16 protein-coding genes and 1 tRNA gene are annotated in these 18,012 nt (G+C 57.5%); 9 read left to right on the forward strand and 8 right to left on the reverse strand.

All coding sequences use genetic code 11. The annotated features are described in order from the left end of the window. Positions 1–32 precede the first annotated feature (32 nt). Entirely contained in the window at positions 33–293 is a 261-nt protein-coding gene (locus tag AB1748_RS13395) for a hypothetical protein (protein ID WP_111140690.1), read from the reverse strand. Between the two features lie 200 nt (positions 294–493). Between AB1748_RS13395 and AB1748_RS13400 the strand changes: the two genes are divergently transcribed. Both AB1748_RS13400 and AB1748_RS13405 read left to right on the forward strand, forming a co-directional pair. Further along, on the forward strand, positions 494–616 hold the full coding sequence (locus tag AB1748_RS13400; protein ID WP_367395611.1) for a hypothetical protein: 123 nt from the start codon (positions 494–496) through the stop codon (positions 614–616). A gap of 82 nt (positions 617–698) precedes the next feature. Beyond that, positions 699–1,397: an RluA family pseudouridine synthase gene (locus AB1748_RS13405; protein ID WP_111140692.1), complete on the forward strand. Its 699-nt coding sequence runs from the start codon at positions 699–701 to the stop codon at positions 1,395–1,397. A gap of 12 nt (positions 1,398–1,409) precedes the next feature. Here AB1748_RS13405 and AB1748_RS13410 read toward each other — a convergent pair whose 3' ends face one another. After that, a complete protein-coding gene (locus AB1748_RS13410; protein ID WP_111140693.1) occupies positions 1,410–1,949 on the reverse strand; it encodes a DUF2058 domain-containing protein in 540 nt (179 codons plus the stop codon). A 139-nt stretch (positions 1,950–2,088) separates the two neighbouring features. On the opposite strand from AB1748_RS13410, the gene AB1748_RS13415 reads away from it, so the two are divergent. The 3 genes from AB1748_RS13415 to AB1748_RS13425 all read left to right on the forward strand — a co-directional run bounded on the left by AB1748_RS13415 (position 2,089) and on the right by AB1748_RS13425 (position 5,029). Further along, positions 2,089–2,721: a TetR family transcriptional regulator gene (locus tag AB1748_RS13415; protein WP_111140694.1), complete on the forward strand. Its 633-nt coding sequence runs from the start codon at positions 2,089–2,091 to the stop codon at positions 2,719–2,721. A gap of 82 nt (positions 2,722–2,803) precedes the next feature. Next, positions 2,804–4,186, forward strand: a complete 1,383-nt coding sequence (locus AB1748_RS13420) for a D-arabinono-1,4-lactone oxidase (RefSeq protein WP_367395612.1) — start codon at positions 2,804–2,806, stop codon at positions 4,184–4,186. 12 nt (positions 4,187–4,198) lie between these two features. After that, positions 4,199–5,029, forward strand: coding sequence for a glycosyltransferase family 8 protein (locus AB1748_RS13425; protein ID WP_367395613.1), 831 nt, complete (start codon positions 4,199–4,201; stop codon positions 5,027–5,029). A gap of 66 nt (positions 5,030–5,095) precedes the next feature. On the opposite strand, the gene AB1748_RS13430 is transcribed toward AB1748_RS13425, so the two are convergent. Continuing rightward, positions 5,096–6,217 carry a Gfo/Idh/MocA family protein gene (locus AB1748_RS13430; protein ID WP_111140697.1) on the reverse strand — a complete coding sequence of 374 codons (1,122 nt, stop codon included), beginning with the start codon at positions 6,215–6,217 and terminating at the stop codon, positions 5,096–5,098. Positions 6,218–6,548: 331 nt separating this feature from the next. Here AB1748_RS13430 and AB1748_RS13435 point away from each other — a divergent pair. Further along, positions 6,549–6,624 (forward strand) — tRNA-Asn (locus tag AB1748_RS13435). Positions 6,625–6,880: 256 nt separating this feature from the next. On the opposite strand, the gene katG is transcribed toward AB1748_RS13435, so the two are convergent. Together katG and AB1748_RS13445 are read right to left on the reverse strand one after the other, a co-directional pair. Continuing rightward, positions 6,881–9,100 (reverse strand): catalase/peroxidase HPI, encoded by a 2,220-nt coding sequence (katG, locus tag AB1748_RS13440; protein WP_293771680.1) that lies wholly within the window; start codon positions 9,098–9,100, stop codon positions 6,881–6,883. A 391-nt stretch (positions 9,101–9,491) separates the two neighbouring features. After that, the gene (locus AB1748_RS13445) at positions 9,492–10,514 is read right to left on the reverse strand and encodes an LLM class flavin-dependent oxidoreductase (protein WP_367395614.1); all 1,023 of its coding nucleotides are present in this window, start codon (positions 10,512–10,514) and stop codon (positions 9,492–9,494) included. 316 nt (positions 10,515–10,830) lie between these two features. Here AB1748_RS13445 and AB1748_RS13450 point away from each other — a divergent pair, with 316 nt between their 5' ends. Both AB1748_RS13450 and AB1748_RS13455 read left to right on the forward strand, forming a co-directional pair. Further along, positions 10,831–11,745 carry a ketopantoate reductase family protein gene (locus AB1748_RS13450; RefSeq protein ID WP_111142097.1) on the forward strand — a complete coding sequence of 305 codons (915 nt, stop codon included), beginning with the start codon at positions 10,831–10,833 and terminating at the stop codon, positions 11,743–11,745. 134 nt (positions 11,746–11,879) lie between these two features. Next, on the forward strand, positions 11,880–12,941 hold the full coding sequence (locus AB1748_RS13455) for a LacI family DNA-binding transcriptional regulator (RefSeq protein ID WP_293771685.1): 1,062 nt from the start codon (positions 11,880–11,882) through the stop codon (positions 12,939–12,941). A gap of 94 nt (positions 12,942–13,035) precedes the next feature. Here the strand turns inward: AB1748_RS13455 and tmaR are convergent, their stop codons facing one another. The 3 genes from tmaR to dacD all read right to left on the reverse strand — a co-directional run bounded on the left by tmaR (position 13,036) and on the right by dacD (position 16,009). Next, entirely contained in the window at positions 13,036–13,362 is a 327-nt protein-coding gene (gene tmaR, locus AB1748_RS13460; RefSeq protein WP_004571340.1) for a PTS system regulator TmaR, read from the reverse strand. A gap of 160 nt (positions 13,363–13,522) precedes the next feature. After that, complete coding sequence (locus tag AB1748_RS13465; RefSeq protein ID WP_111142096.1) at positions 13,523–14,581, reverse strand: FUSC family protein; 1,059 nt, start codon at positions 14,579–14,581, stop codon at positions 13,523–13,525. 264 nt (positions 14,582–14,845) lie between these two features. Next, on the reverse strand, positions 14,846–16,009 hold the full coding sequence (dacD, locus tag AB1748_RS13470; protein ID WP_199560053.1) for a serine-type D-Ala-D-Ala carboxypeptidase DacD: 1,164 nt from the start codon (positions 16,007–16,009) through the stop codon (positions 14,846–14,848). Between the two features lie 511 nt (positions 16,010–16,520). Between dacD and sbcB the strand changes: the two genes are divergently transcribed. After that, positions 16,521–17,948, forward strand: coding sequence for an exodeoxyribonuclease I (sbcB, locus tag AB1748_RS13475; protein WP_293771692.1), 1,428 nt, complete (start codon positions 16,521–16,523; stop codon positions 17,946–17,948). Positions 17,949–18,012 lie beyond the last annotated feature (64 nt).

Raw genomic sequence — 18,012 nt, forward strand, 5'->3', positions numbered from 1 at the left:
GACTACGTCCACTGGCGTCAGTTCAGTTGCTGCTAGTTCAGTTCGTCGTTCAGGCCTGCAAGTGTCTGCAGGTACGGCACCTGCTGTTGAGCAACCGCCGGTGACTTAAAACTACTCAGCCAGTTTCTGGCTTCGGAGATTTGCGCCAGCCGATGAGCGTTGCTTTCAGATTTCGCCATGTAACCCAACTGAGTAAAAAGCGTTGCGATACTGATTTCTTTTTCACCCAGGGCAAGGCTAAGTGCCGCTTCACCAATAATGACGTGGCCTTTCTCGTCGTTTTGAATTAACACAGAAAATCCTCCATTAGGTACGAATTGATGACAACCTCACCAGAGACTGTAGTCGTAAAAAGAATAACTGCCCGAATAAATCACTAATAATCGCGAAACCTGCTGAACAAACGTACTTACTATTTTTTCCGGATTGTTCTGTTTGTCGCTGCCCACCCGGCCTGCCAGACTTGCTGATCCTTCTGCTTCCGGATGTCACCATGAAACTTTCTGTTCTCCTTACGCTGCTGGCGGCGACGGTCTGCTCCGTTTTTACGGCTTATGGCCATCTTGCCTCGCAGCAGGTGAGCCTGTCTTCCGTAACAGAAAGCGACGAATCCTGACATAAAATGCACATCCTGCCCGGCGTCGTGATTACTCCGGCAATCGGGTATAATCCGCTGCCCTTCTGCTGCTGGTTGCCCGATGTCTGCCATTAACGATACGTTTATCGCCCCGCCCTGCGTTGAGGCGATTACCCTTATTTTTCAGGACGAGCATCTGCTGGTTATCAATAAACCCAGCGGACTGCTGAGCCTGTCCGGTAAAAATCCGCTGAATCTCGATTCCGTGCATCATCGGCTGGTGGCGCGTTTTCCCGGCTGCACGCTGGTTCATCGGCTCGACTTTGGCACGTCCGGGCTGATGGTGGTGGCACGCAACAAGGGGATTAATGCGGCGCTGTGTCAGCAGTTCAGCCAGCGTCGCGTCAGCAAAAGCTATCAGGCCCTGCTGTGCGGCCATCTTGCCGATGATGATGGGGTGATTGATGCCGCGATAGCGAAAGATCCGGCGCAGTTTCCCAGAATGGTGATTTGTGCAATCGCGGGTAAACCCGCACGCTCACGCTATCGGGTTATTGAACGGGGGATGTTTCCGGGAAATGGCAATGGGGCATTGCCGGTGACGCGGGTGACGCTGACGCCGGAAACCGGACGCACCCATCAGCTGCGCATTCATTGCCAGCAACGGGGTCATCCGATTCTGGGCTGCGACCTCTATGGCGGCAGATTACTGCCCGGGTCAGAGCAGGCAGCGCGGCTGATGCTGCACGCCAGCGAACTGACGCTGACGCATCCGGTCAGCGGTGAACGCCTGACGCTTTCCGCGCCCAGCCCGTTCTGACCCGGCCGGGCATTACCACATCAGATCGTCCGGGACCTTAAAGTCCGCATAAGGATCGTCTTCGTCCTCAGCCTCTTCGCTTAATGCGCTGTTTAAGACGATGGCGCTGGCATCACGCTGGGCAATTTTGTCCGCCACGCTGGCCGGGATAATCGCGTACTGGTTTTCACCTTCCTTCTCCGCAACGAGACGCGCGATGGCGAGGCGGCCATTGATCAGCTGAGTCTGCGTCGGCTTATCGACCATGATTTTCTTAATCAGGTTGTTGTCGGTAAAGTTGAAGCTGATGGTGCCGCGCGACACGTCGATCCTGTTCATTTCGATCAGCTGTTTGATCTGCGCCCGGTACTCTTTCGACAGCACAGCCAGCTTCTGCTGCTCGTTCAGCTGCTTATCCCGCTCAAGCTGGGCCTTTTTGTTATCTTCCACCGCTGCCCGGGCTTCACGGGCCTGAACCCTGGATTTTTTTGCCGTTCGCTTAACCTTATCCATTTTTTTGCTGGATACCAGTCCCGCTTTCAGCATCTGCTCCTGCAAGGTGAGTTTTGTCATTGTCGTCTCTGAACCTGTTAAAGTATTCCCCGGATTATACCCATAATCGCCAGGCGTGTGCCAGGCGGCCGCGGCGATAGCGGGATCCCCCTGCACACTGTGCTACCATTCTCCGGTCAAAATCACCCTGTTGAGTACCATGTCTGAATTAACAAAACGTAAAAATGACCCTGAAGGGCTGAAGAAACGCATTATTGCCGGCGCGCTGAAAACCTTTGCGGAGTTTGGTATGCAGGGCGCCAGGCTGGAGCAGATTGCCGAACATGCGCAGACCACCAAACGTATGGTGGTCTATCACTTTGGCAGCAAAGAGCAGCTCTACATTACCGTGCTGGAACAGGTTTATCAGCAGATTCGCCAGCATGAAACGGGCCTGAATCTGGCGGCGATGGAGCCGGAACTGGCGATGACGCGTCTGGTGGAGGCGAGTTTTGATTATCACGTCGCCCATCCCGATTTTATCCGGCTGGTCTGCAGTGAAAACCTCCTGCGTGGCCGTTACATCACCCAGTCGCCGCAGATTAAAACCGTTAACCGCAGCGCGCTCGATCTGCTGGATGACATCCTGTCACGCGGCCAGCAGCAGGGGATCTTCACTGCCGACGTCGAAACCCTTGATGTCCATCGCCTGATCAGCAGCATCTGTGTGCATCATGTCTCAAACCGCTATACCTTCAGCGCCCTCTTCACGCCGGACAACAGCGAAGAGGAGAGTATCCGCCGCAATCGTCAGCTGGCTGTGACCGCAACACTTCGCTATATCCGCAAATAACAGGGCGTTGCCCGGGCTCCGCTTACACATGGTCTACGCTTAGTAAATCTATGTCATTAAACCCTGTAAAAGGAATGCTGTTGTGAGCAGAGACGCACGCCTCTATCCGCTTCGCCAGACCCATATTGAACCCGACGATGATGCGCTGTGGAACTGGGCACAGAATGCGCAAATCGGCACACGCCACCAGGTCCATCGCCCTGCCAGCGAAGCGGCGTTGCAGAAACTTATCCAGGCGTCCTGCGGTCAGATCCGGGTGATTGGCAGCAAACTTTCGCCGGGCCGTATGCTGAAGGTCGGCAAAGACGATTTACTGCTTGATCTCAGCGCGTTGCGCGGCCTGATCGCCCATGACGACCACAGCGTCACCTTTGCTGGCGCGACGCCGCTGGAGCAGGTTTATCGCTGCCTGACCGAAATGAATCGTATGCTGGCCTCGTCGCCAGGCGTCATTGCGATTCAGACCCTGGCTGGCGCGATGGCCACAGGCACCCACGGCCAGGGTTTGCAGCAGAGTTCGATAGCCGATGAGGCGCTCTCTGTACGGATGGTGCTGGCCGATGGCAGCGTGCGCGAATTTGTGCGCGGTGAAGCCGACTTCCCGGCGGCGCAGGTGTCACTGGGCGCGCTGGGGATCGTGACGGCGGTAACGCTGCGCACGCAGCCGTTCCGCATCTTTACCTGCCATAAAAACGCCGTCTCTGCCGACTCGCTGGAAGAGGATCTGCTGCGCTGGAATGAGGAGTATATGCTGAGCAAAGCCTGGTGGTTTATTGACGATAACCTGATGCACGTCTGGAACGCGCACGAAGCCAGTGATGAAGAGCGTCAGCGCTACGAAGCACAGGGCCGCCAGGTGGTAGAACACGAGGGTGACGTTGACGAAAGTCTTAACGACACCATCGACCAGACGCTGGCGCATATGCACCGCGATACGCAGATTCACGGCAAAGGCGGCAAGCAGTTTCGCACCGTTACCCGTTTCCGCGACTTTACCGATGTGACCGGGGATATTTACCAGCTCTTCTGCCGCGGCATTGCGGTGCCCCAGATCAACGTAGAGATCGGCGTGCCGCTGGCCAAAACGCCCGCCATTATCCGCCGGATCAAGGCTTGGTATGCGGAGAATCGTCCGCATATGCACTACCCGATTATCCTGCGCTGCACCGGTGCGTCATCCGCGTGGCTCAGTCCGGCGGCGGATCAGCCCACCTGTTTCTTCGGCTTTGTGGTCTATTACGCCGACGACGGTTCGCTGTCGCAGGAGGGGCTGCACTTCCTGACCGAAGTGGAAAAACTGCTGGCTGAGGAGGGTGGCCGCCCGCACTGGGGTAAATATTACGATGAAGAACGCTATAACTGGCGTGAGCTCTATCCGCAGTGGGACGCCTTCCGCGCCCTGCGCAGCCAGCTCGATCCCCGGGGTCGGTTGGGCAATGACTATATCACGCCACTTTTTGACTGATTGAGGAACGCTATGTTTGCCTGGGTAACGCTGTTAACACAACCCGATTATCTGGTGGGCGTCAAAGCGCTGCACCGTTCACTGCAACAGAGCCAGAGCGCGTGGCCGCTGGTGGTGATGACCACCCCAGCGATTTCTGAGGCTGACTGTCAGATCCTGCAGGATGCGGGCTGTGTGATTAAGCCGGTAGTGCCACTCTATCCGCGTGACGACCTGGCGCAGCATTACGCATCGGCGCAGTTCGGCGAAGTCTGGACCAAGCTGCGAGCCTGGCAGCTCACCGATTATCAGCGCGTGGTGTTTCTGGATGCCGATATGCTGGTACTGAAAAACATGGATGAGCTGTTTACCCTGGATCTCGAAGATAATGCGCTGGCTGCCTGTCACGCCTGCCGCTGTAACCCGAATAAGATCGCCTCTTATCCGCCAGCGTGGCAGCCCGAGCAGTGCCATTACACCTGGCAGGCCCGCGGTGAAACGGCCCCTGCTGAGCTGGATGTCTATCTGAACGGCGGTTTTCTGGTGCTTGAGCCGGATAACGCGGTGTTTGATGAGCTGGAAAAGCGCATTGCCGCCATTGACGATCTCAGCGCCTATCCCTTCTCCGAGCAGGATCTGCTGAACGAAGTCTTTGCCGGACGCTGGAAACCCCTCTCTTACATCTACAATGCGTTAAAAACGCTGCCGTTCCAGCACAGCGGTCTCTGGCAGGATAATCAGGTGAAGAACCTGCACTATATTCTGGCCAAGCCGTGGAAGCGCGATCTTAACCAGCCCGAAAGTGAGCGCGACCGCTTTTATGCGCTCGACAGGCAGTGGTGGGAAAAAAGCGGCCTGATCTGATGCACACGGGCGGGAAACCCCGGTTCCCCGCCCTGCAGGGTTATGCCTGTCCGCTGGTGCCCGCCCTTACACGCTAATCCAGCGACGCTGCTCCGCAGACTGCGCAATCGCCTCCAGCACCTTCTGAACCTGTAGTCCCTCTGCAAAGTCAGGCCACATCCGATCGCCCGCCGCAATCCCGTTGATCAGGTCACGGATCTCCACCGTTTTCTGGTCGTTAAAGCCGATGCCGTGCCCGGCGGAGACGCAGAAACTGGCGTAGTCCGGATGAGCTGGCCCGGTCAGCAGGGTTTTAAACCCCTGCCGTCCCGCAGGCTCATCGTGCAGATAGAGTTCCAGCTCGGCCATACGCTCCTGGGTATAGCGCAGCGTGCCTTTGGTGCCGGTAACGACGTAGGTCAGACCCATTTTTGCCCCGCAGGCGATGCGTGAGGTTTCAATCACACCATGCGCCCCGTTGCTGAACCGCAGCAGCGCGCTGGCCTGATCCTCATTCTCTACCGGCAGTCGCTGCCCGGGCGCTTTCGGGTCCGGCCGTGAGGTGATGACCGTCATCATATCGCCGCTGACCTCCGCAATCTCCCCCACCAGATAGTGCGCCATGTTTACGATATGCGCGGCGAGATCGCCCAGCGCGCCCAGTCCCGCCAGTGCTTTCTGGCAGTGCCAGTCGAGCGGCGTTTCCGCGCGGGCGAGATAATCTTCGTTATGGGTGCCGTAGAAATGAACGACCTCACCGATCTCGCCACCGGCGATAATCTCTTTCGCCAGCTGGCTGGTCGGGTTTTTCATGTAGTTAAAGCCGACCAAGGTTTTAACTCCGGCGGCCTGCGCGGCCGCCACCATCTCCTGCGCATCCGCCACGCTTAAGGAGAGCGGCTTCTCTGAATAGACATGCTTGCCGTGGCGTATCGCCTCCAGCGCCATCTCTTTGTGCAGAAAATTGGGCGCGCAGATATCCACCACATCAATGGCCGGATCGCTGACCAGCGCACGCCAGTCGCCCGTCGAGCGTGCAAAGCCAAAGGTAGCGGCCTGGCGGGCTGCCAGCTCAGGATTCACCTCGGCGAGCATCTCCCGCACGATTTCACCTTTCAGCGCAAACACGGTCGGGGCCTGCGCATAGGCTATCGCGTGGCAGCGCCCGATGTAGCCGCTGCCGATCATACCGATTCTGACTTTGTTCATTTCAACTCCGGGGATTCAGTTCAGGGTTGAAATGAAATCTACGTTTCGTTTCTGGTGCTGACAAAGCCGGAAACAGCAGTTTGTGACGGCAGTAAAAAACTATCCGTTAAAATCACGCCTGATGCCGTCTGACAAGCGTCGGGCCGCACCAGAACACCTCATAAACACCTCAGTTTTTCCGCCGCTTTCAGCGGCTTCATCAGCCTGCTCAGGCGCATTTTCGGGGCCTGGCACGCCGAAGTGGCGACTATTTCAGCAGTCAGAAAGATTTATGAAAAAGAGCTTTGACATGACCCGGCGTGGCCGTTACTATGCGCCCCGTTCAAACGATTCCTCTGTAGTTCAGTCGGTAGAACGGCGGACTGTTAATCCGTATGTCACTGGTTCGAGTCCAGTCAGAGGAGCCAGATTCGAGAAACCCGCTCAGGGTAACCTGAGCGGGTTTTTTATTGGCTGGCGTTCTCCCCTTCTCAGATACTCAGTTCAGAATGGCTTCCGGCCAGGCCGAATCATGCTGTCAGAACGGATGAAAGAATGCGTGCGCGTCTGGCCTCTGCTGATTACAGACAGCGGGCGGACAAAGAGGAACGAAAAAAAACTGCACCCTACTCAGCGTGTATGCCAGCGTTTGGGGTGCAGTGGTCTGTCAGAGGGTTTCAGCGATTAGAGATCAAACCGGTCCAGATTCATCACTTTGGTCCAGGCGGCCACAAAGTCTCTGACGAATTTTTCGCGGGCGTCGCTGCTGGCATAGACTTCCGCCGAGGCGCGTAACACCGCGTTGGAACCAAATACCAGGTCGGCACGGGTGGCGGTAAAGCGGGTTTCGCCACTGACGCGATCGCGGCCAATAAACTTCTCATTGCTGTTATCGGCAGCTTTCCACTCGGTGCGCATATCCAGCAGATTCACAAAGAAGTCAGTGTTCAGTGAACCGACATGCTGCGTGAAGATACCGTGCTGGCTGCCATCAAAGTTAGCGCCCAGCGCACGCATCCCGCCCACCAGCACCGTTAACTCCGGTACGGTCAGCGTCAGCTGCTGCGCCTTATCAATCAGCAGGCTTTCGGTGGTGGTTTTGCCAAAGCCGGTGCCGTAATTACGGAAACCATCTGCACGCGGTTTCAGCAGGTTGAACGACTCAACGTCGGTCTGATCCTGACGCGCATCCACCCGGCCAGGGGTAAAGGGCACATCAATCGGGACGCCCGCCGCTTTCGCCGCCTGCTCCACACCGACCACACCTGCCAGCACAATCACATCCGCCAGTGAAGCCTTGTGGGCTTCGCGCTGAATGGCTTCCAGCGTCGGCAGAACCCGTGCGGCAACGGCATTAACGTCCCATTCGCGCTGCGGCAGCAGGGCCAGACGTGCGCCGTTGGCTCCGCCACGTTTGTCGCCGCCACGGAAGGTCGAGGCTGAAGCCCAGGCCACCGACACCAGCTCGCTGACGCTCAGGCCGGAGGCGGCAATCTTCTCTTTCAGCTGCGCGATGTCCGCAACGGTCGGATGGAACACCGGTGCAGGCAGCGGATCCTGCCAGATCAGATCTTCCTGCGGTACTTCAGGTCCGATGTAGCGCGCTTTCGGCCCCATATCACGGTGAGTCAGCTTGAACCACGCGCGGGCAAAGGCTTCGTTAAACGCCTGCGGATCGTTAAGGAAGCGACGCGAAATTTTTTCAAACTCCGGGTCAAAACGCAGCGTCAGATCGGTCACCAGCATAGTGGGCTTGTGCTTCTTCGTGCTGTCGAAGGCATCAGGAATGATTTCCGGCGCATCCGCCGCGACAAACTGAATAGCCCCCGCCGGACTGCGGGTCTGAACCCACTCATATTTGAAGAGGTTTTCGAAGAAGTAGTTGCTCCACTGTGTCGGCGTCTGCGACCAGATCACTTCCAGACCGGAGGTAATCGCATCGGCACCGACACCGCTGCCGTGGCTGCTCACCCAGCCCAGACCCTGGGCTTCGATCGGCGCGGTTTCCGGGTCGACACCAACATGGCTGGCGGGTGCCGCACCGTGGGTTTTACCCAGCGTATGGCCGCCTGCGATCAGTGCCACGATCTCTTCATCGTTCATACCCATGTTGCCAAAGGTCGCACGAATCGCCGGGGCAGCCGACGCGGGATCGCCGCTGTGTTCCGGCCCTTCCGGGTTGACGTAAATCAGGCCCATCTCGGTTGCACCGAGTGGAGACTGCGCCAGAGACTCCGGATGACGGTGTTCCAGCCAGGCAGCTTCTTCACCCCAGTTCACGTCCAGGTCCGGTTCCCAGACATCTTCACGACCGGCACCGAAACCGAAGGTGCGGAAGCCGGCGTTTTCCAGCGCGACGTTGCCCGCGAGGATATAGAGGTCGGCCCAGGAGATCTTCTGACCATATTTCTGCTTGATTGGCCACAGCAGGCGACGCGCTTTATCCAGACTGACGTTGTCCGGCCAGGAATTTAACGGAGCGAAGCGCTGCTGACCACGACCTGAACCACCGCGTCCGTCAACGGAGCGATAGGTTCCGGCGCTGTGCCAGGCCATGCGAATAAACAGGCCGATATAACTGCCCCAGTCAGCCGGCCACCAGGCCTGAGACTCGGTCAGCAACCCTTTTATGTCGGCTTTCAGTGCTGAATAATCCAGTTTTGCAAATTCTTTACGGTAATCGAAGGTGTCATCAAGCGGATTAGAACGGGATGAGTGCTGATTCAGCAGGTCAACACGGAGTTGGTTCGGCCACCAGTCGCGGTTAGTCCTGCCGCCACCCGGCGCCTGATTCGGCTGAGCAGACTTACCTGCATGAAAAGGACATTTGCTTTCGGGCGCTTCGCGATCGGCTTCGGCGATAGGCTTGGCATCTTTTGCATCTTCATCAACGGAATTGCTCATGGTCACACCTCTTTTTTGTATTTTCATCGCTACTCTATAGAGGATTTTCAGGATCGCACACCTGTCTCATCCTATCTGTTTGATAGCTTTTACCTTTTTATACACCTTCTTCAAAAGCTGAAAACAATGAACTGACACGCTTTACTGCGCTGACGAGGCCAGCGAAGCGGCAGGCTCCCCCTGAGACTATTCCGGCCGACACGGTTTCACAACCCGCTTATGACGGGCAGGATCACAATTCGCTGGCTCTGTCACAGTCAGGCGGACAGGTATCTGAATCGCGCGATCGTCATGCAACGGAACAGGATAAAAAGAAAGAGAGAGAGGGGAAAACTGCGGGAAAAGAGGCGGATAGAGCGCGCCCGGCGTCTGCGGGCACGCTGTCAGAGGCTTAACGCCAGCCAAGTTCCGGGGCGACATACTTCAGAATCGCCTCAATAACATGGGCGTTGTAGGCCACGCCAAGCTGGTTCGGCACGGTGAGCAGCAGCGTATCGGCTTCGGCAATCGCCTCATCCTGCGCCAGTAGCTTAATCAGCACCTCAGGTTCAGCGGCGTAGCTGCGGCCGAAGATGGCGCGGGTTTTCTCATCGAGGAAGCCCACGGAATCCCGATCGTTACCGCTGCGGCCAAAGTAGGCCCGATCCCTGTCATTCACCAGCGCAAAGATACTGCGGCTGACGGAAACCCGTGGCGTATGCTGATGCCCCGCCGCTTTCCAGGCTTCACGGTAGGCGCGGATCTGCTTCGCCTGCTGGATATGGAACGGCTCACCGGTTTCATCATCTTTCAGGGTGGAACTTTGCAGGTTCATTCCCATTTTTGCCGCCCATTCGGCGGTGGCATTGGAGCCGGAGCCCCACCAGATGCGGTCGCGCAGTCCTTCAGAGAGCGGCTCAGGACGCAGCAGTCCCGGTGGATTCGGGAACATCGGCTGAGGATTCGGCTTAGCAAAGCCTTCACCGCGCAGGACTTCCAGAAACTCTTCGGTGTGACGGCGGCCCATATCCGCATCGCTCTCACCCGCTTTCGGTTCGAAGCCAAAATAGCGCCAGCCATCGATAACCTGCTCGGGGGAACCACGGCTCAGACCCAGCTGCAGACGACCATTGGAGATCAGGTCTGCCGCGCTGGCATCCTCGACCATATAAAGCGGGTTCTCGTAGCGCATATCGATGACGCCGGTGCCGATCTCAATCTTATTCGTGCGCGCCGCCACGGCGGCCAGCAGCGGAAACGGCGAGCTGAGTTGCCGGGCAAAATGGTGAACGCGGAAGTAGGCACCATCTGCGCCCAGCTCTTCGGCGGCCACCGCTAAGTCGATCGACTGCAGCAGCACATCCTGCGCGGTGCGTGTGGCGGACTGCGGCGACGGCGTCCAGTGACCAAACGATAAGAAGCCAATATTTTTCATCTGTGTTTCTCCTGACGGGCCTGAAACGCCCGCAGACAAAGGCAATTTCTGATACGTGAAAGGTTACGCCCTCTTTGCTGCCACTGATAGTCAATATCTTTCAGCGCCATATTCAGGATTTTCGACATAGCGACGCGGTCAGGCAAACAGGCCGCCGGACGTGGCGTCACCCGGCTGTAACCTGTCCGGCTTTTCCTGTGCCATTTTATCTCTCCCCCTGCCTGCCCTGCTCGCTTAGCCACCTCAGTCGCGGTTAACGCTGGCAAGCCCGGCCACACCGTTTTAAGGTAGAGCTTTTCAGCAGAGGGAGAGTGATATGCGCATTCTGATGGCAGGCGCTGGCGCGACCGGCGGATATTTTGGTGGCCGACTGGCTCAGGCAGGCCAGGACGTCACCTTTCTGGTGCGCGAGCGGCGTTATCAGCAGCTTCAGGCTCATGGGCTGGTGTTACAGACGCCGCAGGGCACGGAAACGCTGCAACCGCAACTGGCGCAGGCCAGCACCCTGACGGGCCACTATGATCTGATTATCGTGACGGTAAAAAGTTTTGGCCTTGAGCAGGTGATGGATGACATTGCACCTGCGGTCGGACCGGCGACGCTGATCATGCCGATTCTCAACGGCATGCGACACATCGCTACGCTGCAACAGCGTTTTGGCGAAGATAAGGTGATCGGCGGCCTGTGCAAAATCAACGCTACGCTGGGTGATAATGGCGAGGTGATCCAGATGACGCCGCTGCATCAGATCTATTATGGCGCGCTGGATGGCAATAATGATGCGCGGCTGCAGCGGGTGGATGCGGCACTGCGCGATGCCGGGGTCGACACCCGCTTCAGCGATAACATCATGGATGAACTGTGGGAGAAGTGGCTGCTGCTCAGTACGCTCGGCGCGGTCTGCTGTCTGGCGCGGGGCGACACCCGGCAGATTCTCACTTCACGCGGCGGCGAAGCCCTGCTCCAGGCTGTTTTCGCCGAGATCCTGAGCGTGATCACTGCCGAAGGCTATCAGCCACGTCCGGCAGCAACCGCCCGCATTTTCGAACTGTTAAACAACCCGGCGACGCCGATGACCTCCTCCATGTACCGCGATCTCACCCAGGGCTATGATATAGAGGCCGATCAGGTGATTGGCGACCTGTTGCTGCGGGCAAAACGCCACAGCCTCGTCACGCCGCTGCTGAATGCCGTGGATGTGAATCTGCAGGTCTATCTGCAGCAGCGATAACTTCACCTGTTACAGACCTGAGCAGGCCGGATGCCCTGGTGCATCCGGCCTGCGTGACGATGAAAGTGTGGTTTGCAGCAGCAGCGCAGCGGGAAAATTTGCTACACTCACCGCTCTATTTTTTGGAGAGTTCAATGACTTCCCGCTCTGTGACCCTCGATGATGTTGCTCAACTGGCTGGCGTCTCATACCAGACCGTTTCACGCGTTTTAAATCGATCTCAACAGGTCTCTCTGCGCACGCGGGAAAAGGTTGAGGCGGCGATGCAGCAGCTCAATTATGTGCCGAATCGTGTGGCGCAGCAGCTGGCGGGCAAGGCGACGCGCACTCTGGGTCTCGCCACCAGCGATCTGGCCCTGATGGCGCCTGCGCAGATTGCCTCGGCGATTCAGCAGCGCGCCGCCAGCGAGGGGTATCATCTGGTGATTGCAATGGACAGCGGCAACGATGCCGCCGCTACCGTGAATGAACTGCTGGCGCAGCGGGTCGATGGACTGCTCATCAACCTGCCGCTGGAGGCGGAGGCGGCGCAGCAAATCCAGCAACTGTGTGGCAGCAAGCCGGTGCTGTTTCTGGATGTGGAACCTCAGGCCGCTGTCGCGCAGTGTCAGTATCCCAATGACGCTGGCGCGCGTGCCGCCGTTGAGCATCTGGTGGCGCTGGGGCATCGTCAGATCGGCCTGCTCAACGGGCCGCAGCGGTCGGTGTCGGCCCGGCAGCGTGAGAACGCCTGGCGGCAGGCGCTGGCGGAACATCAGTTAACGCCGCACTGTTCGCTGCGCGGTGACTGGAGCGCGCAGTCCGGCTATCAGGCGCTGATGGCGCAGCTCCCGGCGAATCTGCCGCAGGCGCTGCTGGTGGCCAACGACCAGATGGCACTGGGTGCGATGCGCGCGCTGCATCAGTATGGCGTGGCGATTCCGGGTGAGATCTCGGTGATCGGCTATGACGATACGGCTGAAAGCGCCTGGTATCAGCCGCCGCTGACCACGGTTCGGCAGGATCTGCAGGCGCTGGGCGCACAAAGCGTTGAGCGGATGCTGGCCCGGCTGCAGGCCAGAGAGCCGGAAAACGATGCGCTGAAACCCACGCTGGTGATCCGTGAGACCACGGCGGCGCCGGGTGATAAGCGGGCCGATTTCGCGGCGCTGTCGCAGCAGCTGCAGGAGATTGCCCGCAGGCTGGCAGGCGAGTAAACCGCCGGGTGACAGGCAATAAAAAACCCGCATCACCGGAGTGGATGCGGGTTCGCCTCAGACCGATCGCGCTTTCAGGCACAACCGGCTGACATCAGGCTTTCGGGTGTTCGCCCACGCCCATCGCTTTGATTTTTTTCGACAGCTCGCGGCGCTCTTTCGACAGGTCGGCGTTCTTGATGATGTACTCATCCACGCGATCTTCATAATCAACACGCATGCTGGCGATGATTTCCTGAATCGCCTCTACGCTCATGCCCGGCTTGATATATTCGCTCAGGTTGTCCAGCAGCAGTACGCGCTTCTGGTTGTCGCGGATTTTCTTCTCGTTGTCGACAATTTCACGCTGCAGCTTGTTTTTACGGCGGAACATACGTACGAACTCCAGTACGTCCTGAAATGATTGCTTGGCATTTTCCATGATGGCACCTTTCTTTGAGCCTGCTGACGCAGGGAGAGAGTCAAAACGATCAGCTTAGCGGCTAGCCCGCCAGGTAAGCAATTTTCACAGCTAAATTCAGACTGGCTCTTATCTTAGCGCAAAGAAACCCGGTTTCACATTAAGTCATTGTCTGAGGTGATTATTTGCGCAGCGCCATGCGCATCAGGTCGGTCATCCGCTCCAGCTGTTTCGCCAGTTCCAGCGTCAGCCAGACGTAACCGTAAATGGGCGTCTCCTCCAGTCCGTCGTTGCGCGCATCGGCGATCAGCCGCCGCAGTTCAGTGCTGATTTCGGTGAGCTCATGACTGTTCGCCACCACCTCATCCGTAACGCCCTCTGTTGCCATCACCGACAGCGCCCGCAGCGTGTTCTCGGTCATCTGCTGCATACGGCGAAGCGCGGGCGCGTTAAGCATGATCAGATGGCTCTCGCGTGAGGCCCACCAGGCATTAATCTGCATCTCAATGGTGTAAACCATATTACGGTTTATGGTCTGAATGGCTTCAAGCACCGACTTCGGGATGCGCGTCTCTTTGCTGGAGGGCTCCAGCAGCGCCCGCATTTTGATGACGCTGCTCAGCAGTTTGCCCAGCGGCTTATTGAGGCGCGGCTTTTCAACCAGGTTAGGCGAAAAACCGGCGTGATAGATTTTCGCCATGGCCGCCAGGGTGTCGGAGAGCTGAATGCGCCAGTGGGTGTAGGCACGCTGCGCCCAGATCGCGGTAAACAGCAGCGCCATCAGCGATCCCAGAATGACATCGCCGCCGCGCCACAGGGCGACGGTGAAATCACCGGTCGGTGCCCCCACCACCACGCTCAGCGTGATGCCGATTAACAGCGCCATATAGGGATGTTTGCCCAGCGTCAGGTAGCCACTGATCACCATGATAAGACCGCACCAGGCCAGCATCACTGGCATGGAGATCAGCTCCAGCTTGAGGGCAATCAGGCCGGAGATGGAGCCCGCCACCGTGCCGCTGATGCGTTGAAGCGCGCGCGGAAAGACATTTCCCCAGGTCGAGATGGGCCCCATCACCACCACCAGCGTAATCAGCGGCCAGGTGCCTTCCGGGATCCCGGTCGCCCGGACAAAGATAAAGCAGAGTATAAAGGCGATCGCAATACGCACGCCGTGGACGGAGCGATAGTGGCGATAAAACCAGAACTCCAGTTTTGAGATAGGCTTGTCAGAACGCAAAGTGACTTTCCGGTTGCGGGATGATGATGCGGCTATCTTAACCCTGAATCAGGCGCAGACTCAGCATTGCCCTGCGGTTTCAAATCGGTTTTGACGTTCCCTTACAATTATCAACATTCACCTCACATCACTGGCCGCAAGATAAAAACAACGCAACCAGGTTTTTTAACCTTTATTGGCTGCTGGTAACAGGCACGGCTCATGTGGCGGAACGTAAAACGGGCAGCCTGCGGGCTGCCCGTTGATAAACCGGTAACCGGCTGATCAGAACTTCTGCTTCAGGTAGTCTGTGAGACGGGTGATCACGCCTGCCGGTTCGACCGCGCTCAGCGCCACCAGCGGATAGTGCGCAATCTCCTGATCCTTATCCATCACCTGGATTTCACCGATGACCTCATCAGCCTTCAGCGGGGCTTCCAGATCTTTGCGGTCGATGACATATTTCGCCTTCACGTTCTGCACTTCGCTGCGCGGCAGAGAGAGATAAACATCGTCTGCGGTGCCCACATCGACCTGATGCGGATTGCCGTACCAGACGTTTTCACTGCCGATTTTCTTACCGGCGTGGAACAGCTGAACGGTGTCAAAGGTGTTCTGACCCCAGACCAGCAGCTTACGCGCCTGCTCTTCGCGCCCTTTCGGGCTTTTGCCGCCCATCACAACGGCGATCAGGCGATGTTTGCCCACCACGTTTGAGGCGATGATGTTAAAGCCCGCGGTCTCGGTATGACCGGTCTTCAGTCCGTCAACGTGCAGATTATTGTCCCACAGCAGGCCGTTGCGGTTGTTCTGGGTGATACCGTTCCAGCTCAGGGTCTTCTCGCTGTACATCGCGTAAAAGTCAGGCTCACCATCAATAATGGCGCGTGACAGCTTCGCCATATCCAGTGCGCTGGAGTACTGACCCGGCGCATCCAGACCATGCACCGTTTCAAAATGGGTGTTCTGCAGGCCGAGCTTTTCGACATAGTGGTTCATCATGCCGACAAAGTTCGCTTCGCTGCCCGCCACGTAGTCAGCCAGCGCAACACAGGCATCATTACCGGAATCGATGATCACCCCACGGCTTAGATCCCGGACGCTCAGCTTATCGCCCGGCTTCAGGAACATCAGCGAGGAGCCTTTAAATACCGGATTGCCCGCCGCCCAGGCATCTTTTCCGACGGTGACCATGTCATCACGGCTGATTTTCTTCTGGTCGATGGCGCGATCCACCACATAGCCGGTCATCAGTTTGGTCAGGCTCGCAGGATTACGGCGTTCATCGGGATTGCCTGCGGTCAGAACCTGGCCAGTCGTGGCATCCATCAGGACCCAGGACGCCGCATCAATCGCCGGAGGCGTAACAGGAAAGGGGATCGCATCAGCTTGTGCCAGTGAGGTCCAGAAAACAGTAGCGGTAACGGTGAACAGCAGACGCCTTTTCAACACTTCATCCTTAATTGCACGGGAGATAATTTCTAAAACGAAACGGAAACAGCCGCACGTTTTACGGCAAAAGCGTTGTGAAGGTTTGATTAAATTGAAAAAAAGTATGAAATTTTCCGTCGGGTTGAGAATCAGGCCTGTGCGTGTGTTCGCTGGTAATGCTGGCGCGTGTCCCCTCTCCCCCGTGTGAGTTTTAGCGTGTAGCGCACTGATTCCTCTCTGTGCGTAGCGCGTGCGTCAGCTGATAGTGTTAACGGCACACCCGGCGCGGGATAAGCACAGACTCCGTCCGGCGTGTCTGATATTTCTGTGACGCCCCAATTTGGTTTACCATACAGGCATAGCCTCAGACGCCGCCCGGGCCACTATACTGGCACTGCACAACGGAATTTTCCGTCAGATAATGACACTCACTCACCCTGCGGCGTGTAACCCGATACAGAGCGAACAGAGCGGCGTTTTATCGCACTTTGTTCATTAAGTCAGTGAACGCAATGAACGGATATGAAATTTGAATAACGACCGCGTAGAGCCTACTTTCCTCTTCCACGATTATGAAACCTTTGGCACCAGCCCCTCGCGGGATCGGCCCGCCCAGTTTGCCGGCCTCCGCACCGACAGCGAGTTCAATCCGGTGGGCGAACCCGAGGTCTTCTACTGCCGTCCGCCTGATGACTACCTGCCCCAGCCGGAAGCGGTCATGATCACCGGCATTACGCCGCAGGTAGCGATGAGCCGCGGCGTCAGTGAAGCAGAATTTGCTGAGCGTATTCATACCCTGTTCACCACCGGGCAGACCTGTGTGGTGGGCTACAACAATGTCCGTTTCGATGACGAAGTAACGCGTAATCTCTTCTATCGCAACTTCTTCGATCCCTATGGCTGGAGCTGGCAAAACGGCAACTCACGCTGGGATCTGCTCGACGTTATGCGTGCCTGCTACGCACTGCGTCCGGAAGGCATCAACTGGCCGGAAAACGAGGAGGGTTTTCCCAGCTTCCGGCTGGAACATCTGACCAAAGCCAACGGTGTGGCGCATGAAAATGCGCACGATGCGATGTCCGATGTCTATGCCACGCTGGCGATGGCGAAGCTGGTTAAAGAGAAGCAGCCAAAGCTGTTTTCGTTTCTGTTTACTCATCGAAACAAAAACAAGCTGATGAACCTGATCGATATTCCGCAGATGAAACCGCTGGTTCACGTCTCCGGCATGTTCGGCGCGGCGCGCGGCAACACCAGCTGGATTGTGCCGCTGGCCTGGCATCCTGATAACCGCAATGCGTTGATCGTGGTCGACCTGGCGGGCGATATGTCGCCGCTGCTGCAACTGGATGCCGACACGCTGCGCGAGCGCCTTTACACCCCGAAAAATGACCTCGGCGATCTGCCTGCGGTGCCGGTGAAACTGGTGCACATCAACAAGTGCCCGGTGCTGGCCCCTGCCAGTACGCTGCGGCCGGAGGATGCGGCCCGGCTGGGTATCGATCGTCAGCACTGCCTGGATAATCTGGCCCTGCTGCGTCAGCAGCCCGAGGTGCGGGAAAAGCTGGTTACGCTGTTTGCCGAAGCCGAACCTTTTACGCCGTCAGATGACGTGGACACCCAGCTTTATGATGGTTTCTTCAGTGATGCCGATCGCGCCGGGATGAACATCATCCGGCAGACCGCCCCGGCTAACCTGCCTGCGCTGGATCTGAGTTTTGAGAGCGCCCGGGTGGCGAAACTGCTGTTCCGCTATCGCGCGCGTAACTTCCCCGGCACGCTGGATGATGCTGAACAGCAGCGCTGGTTGCAGCACCGCCGCGAAGTGCTTAACAGCGATCGGGTGCAGGCCTTTATGCAGGAGCTGGAGGGGCTGGCTAACCTGCATGAAGCGGATGCTGAGAAACTGGGGCAGCTGAAGGCGCTCTATCTTTATGCTCAGGAGCTGGTTTCCTGACCGCCTGAAACACACTGACCCGGACACCTGCGCCGGGTCAGACTGTCTCTTGCTGAAATGGCGT

This window comes from Pantoea sp. Ep11b, assembly GCF_040783975.1.
Classification (GTDB): domain Bacteria; phylum Pseudomonadota; class Gammaproteobacteria; order Enterobacterales; family Enterobacteriaceae; genus Pantoea.